General features: G+C 70.5%; 10 protein-coding genes. 3 read left to right on the top strand and 7 right to left on the bottom strand.

What is annotated here, in order from left to right:
* Nucleotides 1–63: 63 nt before the first annotated feature.
* Nucleotides 64–522 carry a hypothetical protein gene (locus HNR67_RS24455; RefSeq protein WP_185004567.1) on the top strand — a complete coding sequence of 153 codons (459 nt, stop codon included), beginning with the start codon at nucleotides 64–66 and terminating at the stop codon, nucleotides 520–522.
* Nucleotides 523–609: 87 nt separating this feature from the next.
* Here the strand turns inward: HNR67_RS24455 and HNR67_RS24460 are convergent, their stop codons facing one another.
* From HNR67_RS24460 to HNR67_RS24470, 3 genes are all read right to left on the bottom strand, one after another.
* Nucleotides 610–2,697, bottom strand: a complete 2,088-nt coding sequence (locus tag HNR67_RS24460; RefSeq protein WP_185004568.1) for an NHL domain-containing protein — start codon at nucleotides 2,695–2,697, stop codon at nucleotides 610–612.
* 31 nt (nucleotides 2,698–2,728) lie between these two features.
* Nucleotides 2,729–5,896, bottom strand: a complete 3,168-nt coding sequence (locus HNR67_RS24465) for a hypothetical protein (RefSeq protein WP_185004569.1) — start codon at nucleotides 5,894–5,896, stop codon at nucleotides 2,729–2,731.
* A gap of 116 nt (nucleotides 5,897–6,012) precedes the next feature.
* Nucleotides 6,013–6,321 (bottom strand): hypothetical protein, encoded by a 309-nt coding sequence (locus HNR67_RS24470; RefSeq protein ID WP_185011810.1) that lies wholly within the window; start codon nucleotides 6,319–6,321, stop codon nucleotides 6,013–6,015.
* Here HNR67_RS24470 and HNR67_RS24475 point away from each other — a divergent pair.
* Entirely contained in the window at nucleotides 6,305–6,649 is a 345-nt protein-coding gene (locus tag HNR67_RS24475) for a sugar phosphate nucleotidyltransferase (RefSeq protein ID WP_312987942.1), read from the top strand. The genes HNR67_RS24470 and HNR67_RS24475 overlap by 17 nt on opposite strands.
* Here the strand turns inward: HNR67_RS24475 and HNR67_RS24480 are convergent.
* From HNR67_RS24480 to HNR67_RS24495, 4 genes are all read right to left on the bottom strand, one after another.
* Nucleotides 6,607–7,887 (bottom strand): tetratricopeptide repeat protein, encoded by a 1,281-nt coding sequence (locus tag HNR67_RS24480; RefSeq protein ID WP_185004571.1) that lies wholly within the window; start codon nucleotides 7,885–7,887, stop codon nucleotides 6,607–6,609. The two genes, HNR67_RS24475 and HNR67_RS24480, sit on opposite strands and share 43 nt — an antisense overlap.
* Before the next feature lie 44 nt (nucleotides 7,888–7,931).
* The gene (locus HNR67_RS24485) at nucleotides 7,932–8,939 is read right to left on the bottom strand and encodes an SdiA-regulated/phytase-like domain-containing protein (protein ID WP_185004572.1); all 1,008 of its coding nucleotides are present in this window, start codon (nucleotides 8,937–8,939) and stop codon (nucleotides 7,932–7,934) included.
* A 129-nt stretch (nucleotides 8,940–9,068) separates the two neighbouring features.
* Entirely contained in the window at nucleotides 9,069–10,169 is a 1,101-nt protein-coding gene (locus HNR67_RS24490; RefSeq protein ID WP_185004573.1) for a glycosyltransferase, read from the bottom strand.
* Between the two features lies 1 nt (nucleotide 10,170).
* Nucleotides 10,171–10,704 carry a DUF6817 domain-containing protein gene (locus tag HNR67_RS24495; protein ID WP_185004574.1) on the bottom strand — a complete coding sequence of 178 codons (534 nt, stop codon included), beginning with the start codon at nucleotides 10,702–10,704 and terminating at the stop codon, nucleotides 10,171–10,173.
* A 231-nt stretch (nucleotides 10,705–10,935) separates the two neighbouring features.
* Between HNR67_RS24495 and HNR67_RS24500 the strand changes: the two genes are divergently transcribed.
* Nucleotides 10,936–12,294: a M1 family metallopeptidase gene (locus HNR67_RS24500; protein ID WP_185004575.1), complete on the top strand. Its 1,359-nt coding sequence runs from the start codon at nucleotides 10,936–10,938 to the stop codon at nucleotides 12,292–12,294.
* Nucleotides 12,295–12,337: the final 43 nt, after the last annotated feature.

Below are 12,337 nucleotides of genomic sequence, written 5' to 3' on the forward strand. Positions count from 1 at the left end.
TCGGACTATTTAGTGGAAGGAATGGCTGAAATGGGCACAAGCTTACATCGGACGGTAGTGACCTTGACTGCCTTGCTGGGAACCTGTGCTTCTTTGATCGCACTGCCTGCTGCTGCTTCGGCCGCCCCGCAGGAGCAGTTCGAGTGTCAGGCCCCGGTTACGCAGGCATCGGCTGACGGTACTCGAAAGGCCACCTTCACGTTCTGCGCCTACGGGAAGCAGGGGAAGGTGGTGTATCAGATCAGGATGAGCAACATTCAGATTGGCGGAGTTCCGGAGTTGACGCCGAGCATTTGGGCGTATGAATCCGTGTTCGCTGGCGGAAAGACTCCTGCCAGTGACAGGTATGGCCCGACCACGATTTCGTCCGGTGCCGGCGAGATCGTGGGTCCGGAGAGCGAGATCCAGACAGGGGAGGGGCTGGTAAAGGTGTCCGTGACGGCGCGGGATTATCTGCTTGATCCTTTGGATACGAGCACTGTTGAAGCCAAGCTTGGTCAGGAAGTCGTTGTGCCCAACTGACCTGAGCAACGGTTGGCCAGCAGGGTGATCACAAGCGGATGCCCGCTGATCGCGTAGATCAGCGGGCATCCGGCCGTACGCGTGGGGTCAGGCTGGAATCCGGCGGATCGTCCGGGTCTGGCCGTCGGCCACGTACACGTTCCCTGCCGCGTCGAGGGTCAGGCCCCAGGCACGCCCGAACTCGGCCAGTGCGGTGGGACCGCCGTCGCCGCCACTGGTGAGGTCGTGGCCCTCGCCGGGTCGGGCGTCCGGGCCCGCCATGGTGTGCAGCACGCCGTTCGCGTCGACCTTGCGGATCCGGCCGATCTCGTCGAAGTAGAAGTTCCCGGCCCGGTCGGTGGCGATCTGGCCGGGCGACCACAGCGCGATCGAGGTCGCCTGGGCGCCGTCCGGCTGGGGCGGTGACAGGATCGGCGAGGGCTCGGCGCCGTTGCCCGCGACCGTGCTGATCACGCCCTGTGTGTTGATCTTGCGGATGCGGCGGTTGCCCTTGTCGGCGAAGTAGACGTTGCCCGCGTGGTCGGCGGCCACCGAGGCGTAGGAGGTAGCCGGGTTGAACTGAGCGGCGGTCGCCGGGCCGCCGTCGCCGGCGTAGCCCTTCACCCCGGTGCCGGCGAAGGTGGAGATGATGCCCTGCGGGGTGACCATGCGGATCCGGAAGTTGGCGTTGTCGGCGATGTAGAGGTTGTCGGCTCCGTCCAAGGCGATGTACTGCGGCTCCGCGCCCAGCAGCGCCGCGGTCGCCGGGCCGCCGTCCCCGGCGAAGCCGGTTTCCCTGGTGCGCCCGACCACGGTGGTGAGCACGCCCAGGGTGTCGAGTTTGCGCACCACGGCGTCGTAGGCGTCGGCGAAGAAGAGGTTGCCCGCGCTGTCCACGGCCATTCCGTGTGGCGCCTTGGCGCGGGTCACCACGGTGGAGATGATCCCGGCCGGGGTGATCTTGCGGATGGAGCCGAGCTGGGGATCGGTCACGTACATGGTGCCGTCCCGGCCGATGGCGACCGCCCTCGGCTCGTAGAAGCCCGCCTTGAGCGCCGGGCCACCGTCGCCTTGGCCGCTCTGGCTGCCATCCCCGGCGAACGTGCTCATCAGCCGTCCGGCCTGGACCCGGCGCACCCGGTGGTTGTCCCGGTCGGCGAGGAACAGGTGCGACGAACCATCGGTGAGCACCGCGCCCGGCGCGCTCACCCGGGCCACCAGGCCCTGGCCGCCGTCCCCGGCGAACCCGGCGGTGCCGTCACCGGCCTGGACGCGGGCCTTGAGCTGGGCGGTCAGCGCGAGCACCCGGTTGTTGCCGGTGTCGGCGATGTAGATGTTGCCGCCAGGGTCCAGGCCGACGCCGCGTGGCCCGTTCAGCTCCTTGATCGCCTGGAACGGCGCGCCCTGGCCCGCGACGGGGCGGGCGTAGGGCGAGGTCGGTTCCTTGAGCTGCACGCGGTTGTTGCCGGTGTCGGCGATGTACAGGATGCCCGTGGCGGTGACCACGACACCGCGCGGCGCGGTCAGCCGGTCGGTCTCGGTGCCCGGCGCGCCGGTGCCCGCGACGGTGTTGATGCGGCCGTCGGCGGTGATCCGGCGGATGCGGTTGTTGTCGGTGTCGGCGATGTAGAGGTTGTCCGCCTTGTCAACGGCCAGCCCCGACGGTCCATTGAGGACAGACTGCGCGGCAGGGCCGCCGTCGCCGCCGTAGCCGTACGCCCCGGTGCCCGCGACCGTGCTGATCACACCCTGCGGGCTGACCTTGCGCACCCGCGAGGCCAGGTAGTCGGACAGGTAGAGGTTGCCCTTGCTGTCGATGGCGAGCCCGTGCGGGGTCTGCAACTGGGTCGCGGTGGCCGGGCCGCCGTCGGGCCCGGAGCCGAACTGGCCGGTGCCCGCGACGGTGCTGATCACGCCATCGGGGGCGATCTTGCGGACCCGGGAACCCCAGTACTCGGCGACATAGGTGTTGCCCGCGGCGTCCCTGGCCAGTCCGGCGGGGGAGTCGAGCAGGGCGCCGGTGGCCGGGCCGTTGTCGCCGAGTGGGCCGGTGGTGGTGCCGTTGCCGGCGTAGGTGGTGATCACTCCCGGTGTGTTGGCCGGGGTGGCCGCGGCGGCCGGGAGCGGCAACGCCGCCAGCACGGTGGCCGAGGACAGGACCACGAGCAGCCCGTGGCGGATTTCGCGCACGCGCATGACTCACTTCCTTTCAGGACAAAGGGAAGAACTAGTTCGAGACGCCGTTGGGGTAACTGGCGCGGGCGTGCTGCCTGGCGAGCTTGAGGGTGTCGAGCACCTCGTCCACCAGTGGCAGGGTCTGGGTCTGGGTGCCGTCGGCCACCGCCCGGAACTGGGTGCTCATCCGCTGGTACAGCCGGTCGCCGCGAGCCGCGCCGATCTGTTGCAGGCAGCGGGAGATCGGGTCAACGCCCACCGCGCGGAAGCTCGCGCAGTCGATCGGCGTCTCGCTGGGTTTGGTGTCGTTCAACAGGTTCAGCACGAGCTTGCCGCCGCCCTCCCGTTGTGCTTTCGCCGCCTGCTGGTAGAGCGCGGTCAGCATCGGACTGCCGACGCTGCCGGGCACCGGCGGGCGGTTGGCGATCAGGCCGTGCGCGCCGTAGAGCAGCGCGTGCAACTGGTCGTCGTTGAGCTTGGCGCGCGGGAAACCCAGGTCGGTGTATGCCTGGTAGAGCAGCACGGTGTTGTTGAGCGCGTGCCCGGCGGCGATGCCGTCCTTGCTCAGCTCGTAGGCCACCACGTCGTAGAACCGCGCCTGCCGCTCGCTGATCAGCTCGGCCACCGGATCGCCCTCGACCGGGAAGTGGTGGTTCTGGTCGAAGCGGTGCGTGTAGCGAACATCGGCCTGTAGCGCCTGCTCCAGGTTCGGGCTGACGTCGGAGTTTGAGCAGTGCGGGGGCGGCGGCGCGGGCTGACCGGGCCTGCCGTTCCAGATGCAGGTGGGGAAGTACTTGATGCCGTTGAGCTGCCGCCAGCGGCGCGGCGGTCCGGGCGGGCCGGTCACCGACTCGAAGAAGCGGATGTCCAGCCTGGTGTGGAAGGTGTACTGGCAGTTGCTGGAGGTGCAGATCGCCTCGGTGGGCGAGCGGGTCACCGTGGCGCCCTCGTAGCAGACCTGCAGGCCCCAGCCGGGGTCGATCCAGCGCCCGATCCGGAACGGGTAGGCGCGGGCGTGCACGCTGTCCAGCTCGTCGATGAACGGCGGGGTCTTGATCTCCGCCCAGTGCGAGCCGTCGCAGGAGCGTGTGGTCGGCGGCGGCGGGGACAGCTTGGCGTTCTGCTCGGTGGTGAGTTGCTGGTAGGGGTTGAACAGGTCGAACTGCCTGCCATCGGCCATCACCGGCGACCGCTTGCGCAGGGTGTCCGAGCCGGTGGCGGACAGGAAGTTGTCCAATTTGGACTTGTAGTCGGTGGCCAGGCCGCGGTAGAGCGCGCTGACCTTGTCCTCGCGGGCTAGGTCCGGGGCGTTGAACCGCTTGGTCTGCCTGCTGACCTCCGCGCCGGTGTTGATCAGGTCGGTGGCCCGCTGCTGCGCGGGTCCTTCCTGCCCGGCGAGTTTCGGGTTCTGCAGCGCGGTCAGGTAGTAGGCGCGGGCGGCCGAGGCCCACAGGTCCACATTGGACACTCCGACGCCGGGCTGGGAGACGGTGAACTGGGTGCCGTAGTTCTGGTTGGCGTAGTTGGCCAGCCAGTCCACCGAGCCGGACGCGCCCTTGTGGCCCAGCACGCTCAACGCGTCGGTGTCGGTGTAGTTGTGCGCGGTGAAGGTGCTGTTGCGGGCCACATCGGTGCCCATGGTGAGGAACCGGGACACCGCGGGCACGTAGTGGTTGTCGTAGCTGGGCAGGGTGGCGCCGTTGTTGTAGGCCGGGTAGTCCACGTACTGGGTGACCGCGTTGAGGAACTCGACCTTCTGGCCGTCGCTGAGCCCGTCCAGGATGGCTTTCCCGAAGGACTGCAACCGGGTCTGCAGGGTCAGCAGCTGGTCGTGCACCACCGCGAGGTTCGCGCCGACCTGCTGGATGAGCTGACCCAGTTCGGCGAACCCGGTGCGCATCTCGGTGTAGATGGTGTTGAGCGCGCTGTCGATCCGGTCGAAGCGCTTGTTCATCGTCTCGTGGATGATCTCCAGACTGCGTTGCACGTTCTGGAAACCGCGGTTGATCACGTCCATGATCTGTTGCTGGGCCTGCTTGTCCGCGCCGCCGAGCAGCCCGGCGAAGATCTGCACCAGCCCCACGGCCGCGCCGACCACCGCGCCGATCCCGCCGAAGGTCGCGCCGATGCCGGTGGCCGCGGCCAGGGTCTTCACCGCGGCGATCAGCTGATTGGCCTGGGTGGCGATCTTGTAGGCGGTCTCGGCCCACATCTTCAGCTTCGCGCTCGCGCCGTCGTCGAGGTACTTGAGCGCGCCGACCACGTACTCGACCACGCCCTTGGCGTCGTCGATGATCTTCTGCCGGTCCTTGGCCTCCCTGGCGGCCTGCTCCACCGCGGCCTTGTCCGGCGCGGGCACCTCGGTGCCCGGCATCGGCTGCCCGCCCTCGGTGGCCTTGAGCAGGTCGGTGAGCTGCTGGGTGGCCGCGTCCAGCTTGTCCTGGGCGGGGGCCAGCTGGCGGGCGCCCTCGGCGACGAAGGCGGTCCGGCCCCGTTCGCCACTGGCCTTGAAGGCGTCCACGTTGACCATGTCCCGCAGGACCGGCAACGACTTGAGCGTGTTCACGTCCGCGGTGGCGTCCAGAGCGAAGGGCTGGCCGGGGGCGGCCGCGCCGATCTGCTCCCGCCAGCCCGCGGCGAACACCGCGTCCCGCGCGGCCAGCTCGTGCACCGCGGCCCACACCTCGGACTCGAACCCGGCGAACGCCGCGTCCAGGTCCAGGCCCTGCTGTGCCCCGGTGAGCCGCTGCTGCCGGGTCTTGACCGCCTGGGTGAGATCCCGCCCGGCGACCACGGCGAGCAGCCGGGTCAGCCGAGGGCCGGTGATCACCGTGCCGGGGGTGTCGTAGGTGATGGTGAGCAGCCTGCGCAGGATCTCCGCGTGCGGCTGCCTGGTCTGCTCGGCGGAGAGCTTGCTGTTGAAGGCCGAGCGCAGTTCGCCGAGGTGGATCCGGACCGTGCGGGCGTCCGCGCCGGGGTTGGCGGCCCGCCAGTCCAGCAGTTCGGCGCTGGCGATGACGTCCTTGTCGAGGTCCAGGCCGTCGTTCTTGATCCGCATGCCCGCGGCGAAGAGCACGCTGGACCACTGGGTGTCGGTGAGGGAGACCGGTGGCTCGGCACCGGCGTGCACTGGCTGGACGGTACCGGCCAGCAGGGCGGCGGACAGGGTGGTGATCACGAGCACCCGTCCGCCGCCGACTGTTCTTGACAACAGTTTCACGTCTCGCATCGTGTCGGGGTGTCCGGTGATCCGATCACCCACGGCCGGACCGCGATCAGCGCGTCATTCGGTGGCCGCCGGGTCGCGCGAAAGGGCTGAGATGGCCGCGCTTCCGGTCAGTTCCGTTGTGCCACCAGGGTTTCCAGGCGCGGCACGATCGCGGCCGGGGTCGGTGTGGCCAGGATCTCCCGTCGCAGCCGTTGGATTCCCTCCTGCGCGCTGTCCGCCAGCACCGAGCCGACCGTGGACTTGATCTCGTCCAGCCCGGCGTGGGCCAGTGCCTCGCCGCTGAGGTCCTCGAAGATCGTGATCAGCGATTTGGCCAGGGTGTCCATGTCCTCGGTGGATTCAGCGGGTTCGGGGTCGAGCAGCACCAGCTGCGGCGGGGCGGGCTGCCAGGTGGCGCTGGTGCTGGGCGACAACATCTTCCAGGGCACCGGTTTCTCCCGGGTGCTCACCTGCGCGCGCAAGGATCTCGACCAGGCAGGCCGCCTGGTCTCGATGGAGGAGAAGCCCAGCAACCCCAAGCCGGACCAGGCGATCACCGGCCTGTACTGCTACGACAACGACGTCTTCGACATCGCCCGCGGCATCAAGCCCTCCGACCGCGGCGAACTGGAGATCACCGACGTCAACCGGGTCGACGTGGAACAGGGCCGAGGGCAGCTCATCCCGCTCGGCCACGCCATGATCGACTCGGCCTACGGCCGCTATGTGATGGAGGTGGCGCGCACGCTGGCCTCGCCGGGCTGAAGGACCGCCACCGCCTCCTTGATCCGGCCGAGGCTGATGAGGTGGCCTGCCAGCACGTGGGAGTGGGCGGGGGCGTGCGCGGCCAGGACCGTGACCGCCTCCTCGGTGCGGCCGTGCTCGGCGAGCAGGTCGGAGATGGTCCAGGCCGCGTAGGCGGTGTCGCCCTCGGGGTGCGCCCGCGCCTGTTCGAGCGCGTCGTCGAGCTGGCCGCAGGCGGCCAGGAGCGGAAGCCGCAGCCGGAAGAAGTCCCACTCCTCCTCGCCGTCGCGGCGCGCCGTGAGGATGTCGAGGTAGGCCAGGCCCTCCCGGGCCCGGCCATGGTCGGTGTACAGGGTGCAGAGCGTCTCGACGATCCAGTCCTCCGCGCCGTCGGGCTCATCGGTGAGCGCGCGCAGCACCTCGATCGCCTGCTCGCCCCGGCCATGCCGGAGGAGCAGCTGCGCCAGCTCGAACGAACCATGGGACTGCCGGTACACGGCGATCGCGCCTGCCAGGTCACCGCGCTCCTCCAGCACCTCGGCCAGGCGCTTCGCGGCGTGCCCCTGGGAGTCCGACGCCGCGTACGCCCGCAGTTCCGCTAGCCGGTCATGCCTGGCCAGCAGATCGGCCAACTGGTCGCGGTCGTGCAGCAGGGTGATCGCCTCGTCGAGGTGGCCCTGGCGCTCGCGGATCTTGGCCAGCAGGAGGATCGCGGTGTCCTGGTCGAGGCCGCGGCAGCACCACGGATCAGCGCACCGGTGCTCGGCCGGGATCCTCGCGGCCAGCTGCGCGGCGAGTTCCTCGTCCCGGCCCGCTCCCTCGGCCACCTCCACCAGCGCGGTGGCCAGGCCCCAGTCGTCCATTCCGGGGCTCAGCAACGTGATCGCCTCCTCCTGGCGCCCGTTCCTGGCCAGCAGCCGCCCGAAGAACTCCAGCGAGAGTCCGACGGTCCTGGGGTACGGCCGGGTGAACTCGATCGCCTCCGCGGCCCGCCCCCAGCTCTCCAGCAGTTCCGCCTGGGTGCGGGCGGCGGGCCACCAGCCCGTGGCGACGTAGGGAGCGAGCACCGCCAACGCCTCGGCCTGCCGCCCCTGCTCGCCGAGCAGCCGGGCCCATTCCCGCGCGCAGAACCATTCCCCGCGGCCTGCCTGGAACTCGACCTCTTTCTGGTGGCCGAGTTCCAGGAGCCGGGAGACCAGGAGCGGCGGAATGCAGTCGGACTGGGTCCGGGCCCGGCGGTCGAGTTCAGCGGCGTCCATGCCAGCGCACCCTAGCGAACCCGCGGGCGCCCCTGGTCGGACCGTCAGCCGCCTGCGGTGCAGGGCAGGGTGCCGCGGCGCAGGGCGTGGCCGCCGGTGTTGCCGTCATCGGCCCACACCACTGATTTCCGGCCGCCGGCACAGGTCGAGGGCGGCGCGATGGCGAAGCCCTCGTTGTTCAGGTTGGCCAGTTGCGTGGGGCGGTCGTAGGTGGCGGTCGCGGTGAACTTGCCGCCGCGGACCTCCAGCGTGGCTGAACGGCCCTTGCAGGTGTTGTCGCAGGTGGCCCACACCCGGCCGGTGTCGGCCTCGAACTCCAGGCCCATGATCGCCGGGAGGCCGCTGGGGATGGTGGCGACCCGGGTGTAGCCGCCGCCGGACTGGTTGAGGGCGTAGGCGTAGATCACGCCGTTGTTCTCCAGGCCGACGAGGTACAGGCCGGTGCCGTGGCCGGGGTAGGAATCGGGGCGGTACGGGGCCTTTGTCCGTTCGTCCTGGAAGCCGCGGGCGGTGAGCACGCTGTCCGGGACCCAGGTGATGGCCTCTGGTCCACTGTTCGCGGCCACCTTGGGCAGGTCCGCGGTGAGGTCCCATTCCGCGGTGGCGTTGAGGGACGAAGCGGTGCTCGCCGGGTCGAAGCGCAGGATCTTGGCCAGGCTGACCTTGTCGTTGTCGCCGTCGCGCTCGGTGGCCGCGAAGATCCCGTCCGGGGTGGCCGTCACGCCCTCCGCGTCGGGATCGCCCTTGCCGTTGCGGTAATGCAGGGCTTTACCGGCCGCCCAGCCGCCGCTGGGATCCGGTCGCCAGTTCGCACCGTCCGGGACCAGGCGGTACAGGGTGCCGGGGCCGTTCTTCACCGCCCACAGCACGCCGGGGCTCTGGAAGGACAGGCCGCTCAGGTTGCCGCCGAAGACGTTCGCGTTGTCAGCGGTGCTGACCTCGGGGCCACCCGGCCACTTGCCGTTGGGCGGTGCGGCCGCCGCGGCCATGGCGGGCAGGCTCACCGCGAGCACGGACAGGGCAACGAGGACAGGTCTGCTGTGGACGCGCATGGGGACTCTCCTTGACGCAGGGGCCATGGCGGCGGCTGGTACGGCAAGGTCTGCGAAACAGTTAGGAAAGATAGTTAACAAATGGCACGGTACCGCCCCTCACCCCGCCCGTCCAGTGTGGATTACCACCTACCCGGTCAGCTCCGCGACGACCCGGTCCGGGGACGGCATGGCCGCGATCTCCGCCGCGATCCGGCGTGCCGCGGCCCGCGGACCCGGGTCGGCGAGCAGGGCTTCGGCCAGCGTGGTCACGGCCTCGCTGGTGACGTCGTCCGGCAGCAGGCGGGCGCCCGCACCGGCGGTGACCACGGCCTCGGCGTTGCCGAACTGGTCGGCGGCCCGTGGCAGCAGGAGTTGCGGCAGACCGGCCTGGAACGCGCCCAGCATGGTGCCGCTGCCGCCGTGGTGCACGACCAGGTCGGCCCTGGGCAACAGATCCTGCTGCGCCACCCAGGACTCGACCCGCACGTTGCCGGGCACCTCGCCCAGTGCGGCGGCCGGCACGGTGGGGCCGGTGGTGACCAGCACGTCCACCGGCAGCGTCGCCAGTCCGAACAGGCTCTGCCGCAACAGTTCTGGGGTGGCGAACGCGGTGCCCAGGGTGAGGTAGACCAGCGGGCGGCGGCGGACCGGCGGTGGCGCGCCGGGCGGGGACCAGCCGACCGGGCGCAGCGGGATCCGGTCCGCGGTGGCCAGGAAACCGGGCGCTTGCACCGATTCCGGGCAGATGTCGAGCACCCGACCGCTGTGCAGGACAGTCGCGGCGTCCAGCCCGGCGTCCTCGACCAGCTCGGTGAAGACCCAGTTGATCATCTTCCAGGTGGGGCCTGGGTCGACCCGGCCGAAAGTGTGTGCCAGCACCGGAATCCCGGCCTGGGCCCCGGCCAGGGCCGCGCCGAGGGTGGTCACGTCGTGGATCAGGAGTTCGGTGCGGTGCCTGGCGAGCAGCACCGCCAGGTCCTCGGCCCACTGCCGGGCCATGACCTGGCCGAGCGCGTGCCCGACCTGCCGGTCCCCGGCCTGGACACCCGCCGCCGTGGCCGCCGCGAGCGCCTCGGGCAGGCCCATCCCGGCCGGTACCGCGGGCAGGCCGGCCGCGTGCAGCACCGGCAGGAACGGGGCTCCGGCAGCGAAGACGACGTCGTGTCCGGCCCGGATGGCGGCCTGGGCGAGTGGCACCAGCGGGTAGGTGTGGCCGTGGGCGGCCATCGCGGCGAACAGCAGGCGCATGTCAGCGCTCGAGCAGGCGCTGGAGGTCGGTGCGCAGGGCTTCGGCGGCCACCGGCGACCAGGCGGTGAACAGCTCGCGGAAGTAGTCGCCGTGCTTGGCCAGCAGGGTGGGGTCCTGCTCGATCACGTCGAGTTCGTTGACGATACTGAGGTCCACGAACTCGGCCAGCCGGTCACCGGAGAGCGTGCGCACCTCGCCGGTGAAACGGTCGGTGACCTCGCCGGTGGCCACCAGCCCTGGCCAGCTGCGATCCCGGTCGCAGGACCCGTACCGGTAGACCAGCTCCTCGGCGGCCGCGCCGATCAGGGCACGCAGCGGGGCGCGATCCTGCCAGTCGAGCAGGGCCAGGGCGAAGCCGTCGGTGCCGTAGGCGGCGTGGGTCAGCCCGGCCAGCTGGACGTCCTGACTGTGCCCCAGCCCGGCGAGGCGGTCCCGCACCCGGCCCAGGTGGGCGTACAGGGTGCCGCCGGGATGGGCGATCTCCTCGGTTCCCTTGTGCCGCAACCAGGCCAGCACCTCGGTCTGCACGCTCATACAGCCAATCCTAAGCACCCGCTCCGCACCCCGCCGGCGTGTTGGCCGTTGTCGTACACAGTGTTGGCCGAACTGGTACGCCATTCGGCCAACACACCGCCCACAACGGCCAACACACCGCCCACAACGGCCAACACACCGTACGAGAACGGCCAACACGGGGGGTTGCTGCGACGGGACCGCGACATGTCCACCATCCGGTGGGGACAGGGCTGGAGGACGGTGGGGGGCATGAAACCCATCACTGGGCAACGGTCTCGACGAGTCGGCGGCGTTCTGCTTGCCGCTGTGCTGGCGGGCACGGTGGCCGGGGCCGGTACGGCGGCCGCCGGGACCGCCGAGGACCTCGATGTCACCGCCTACGACCTCACCCTGGATCACCGGCCCGAGGTCCAGACCCTGCGCGGCACGGCCGTGATCAGCGCCAAGGCCAGGACCGCGCTGGACCGCGTCACCCTCCGCCTCGCCGGGTTGCGGGTCACCTCGGTCACGGTTGACTCGGTCCCGGCGAAGTCCTTCGCGCACAACGCCGACGACGAACTCCGCATCACGCCCGCGACCCCGATCCGTCCCGGCGCGGACTTCCGGCTGCGGATCGAGTACGGCGGCACGCCCGGTCCCGGCTGGCTGGCCACCACCACCGGCGGGGCCAATGCGTTCCTTGGCAGCTCCCGGTCCTGGTTCCCGGTCCGTGACCAGGCCAGGGACAAGGCGGACTTCCACCTGGCGATGACCGTGCCGGCCGGCTGGGGCGTGGTCTCGGTCGGCCGGGAGGGACAGCGGGACGCCGGGTCGAGCACGTTCCACTGGGCCGAACCCGAGGTCGACCCCGACCACGTGAGCGTGTCCATCGACCGGTTCACCACCGAGCGCGGCGCCCTGGCCGACGGCACCCCGGTGGTCACCGCGTACGCGCCGGGCCTGCGGGCGGCGACCAAGCCCCTGGCCGACCGGCTGCCGGAGGTCCTCGACTTCCTCTCCGGCAAGTTCGGCCGCTACCCCTTCGACGCGGCGGGCAACGTCTTCCTCCAGGTCGGCGACGACGCACCGGCCACCGCGCCGCAGACCCGCCCGGTCTACCTCGGCGCGGGCAACCCGCGGTACATGACCCTGGAGACGGTCGTGCACGAGCAGGCCCACCAGTGGTACGGGATCTCCACCGCGCCCCGGCTGCCCGCGGACAGCTGCCTGTCCGAATGCTTCGCCTCCTACGCGCCCTGGCTGTGGCAGGAGGCCAAGGAGGGCGCGGACCTGGATACCCGCTACCGCCAGATCGTCGCCGCGAAACGGGGCGAACCCGCGTTCTGGGAGCCGCTGTACCAGCCGGGCGTGACACCGGGGATCACGATGTACAACAAGGGCCCGCTCGCCCTGCACGCGTTGCGCAGGCAGCTCGGCGAGCAGGCGTTCGACCGGCTGCTGCGCCGGTGGCCGCAGGAGCACCGGGCGTCCTATGCGGACTGGCCGCGGTTCGAGGCCCTGGCGAAGGAGGTGTCCGGACAGGACCTGGACGGCTTCTTCACCGCCTGGTTCCGCGGCGCCACGGTGCCAGCCGACGTATACCTGTGGCCGGGCCCGCTGAAACCGTGATCTGAGTCACGGAACTCACCTACCCCCAACGGGCAGTACAGAG

Origin of the sequence: Crossiella cryophila, assembly GCF_014204915.1 — a bacterium.
Lineage (GTDB): Bacteria > Actinomycetota > Actinomycetes > Mycobacteriales > Pseudonocardiaceae > Crossiella > Crossiella cryophila.

What these genes read in the sequence shown, in the direction of transcription:
- HNR67_RS24460 (WP_185004568.1), bottom strand. Translation starts at nt 2,697, where the DNA reads ATGCGCGTGCGCGAAATCCGCCACGGGCTGCTCGTGGTCCTGTCCTCG.
- HNR67_RS24470 (WP_185011810.1), bottom strand. Translation starts at nt 6,321, where the DNA reads ATGTTGTCGCCCAGCACCAGCGCCACCTGGCAGCCCGCCCCGCCGCAG.
- HNR67_RS24480 (WP_185004571.1), bottom strand. Translation starts at nt 7,887, where the DNA reads ATGGACGCCGCTGAACTCGACCGCCGGGCCCGGACCCAGTCCGACTGC.
- HNR67_RS24485 (WP_185004572.1), bottom strand. Translation starts at nt 8,939, where the DNA reads ATGCGCGTCCACAGCAGACCTGTCCTCGTTGCCCTGTCCGTGCTCGCG.
- HNR67_RS24490 (WP_185004573.1), bottom strand. Translation starts at nt 10,169, where the DNA reads ATGCGCCTGCTGTTCGCCGCGATGGCCGCCCACGGCCACACCTACCCG.
- HNR67_RS24495 (WP_185004574.1), bottom strand. Translation starts at nt 10,704, where the DNA reads ATGAGCGTGCAGACCGAGGTGCTGGCCTGGTTGCGGCACAAGGGAACC.
- HNR67_RS24500 (WP_185004575.1), top strand. Translation starts at nt 10,936, where the DNA reads ATGAAACCCATCACTGGGCAACGGTCTCGACGAGTCGGCGGCGTTCTG.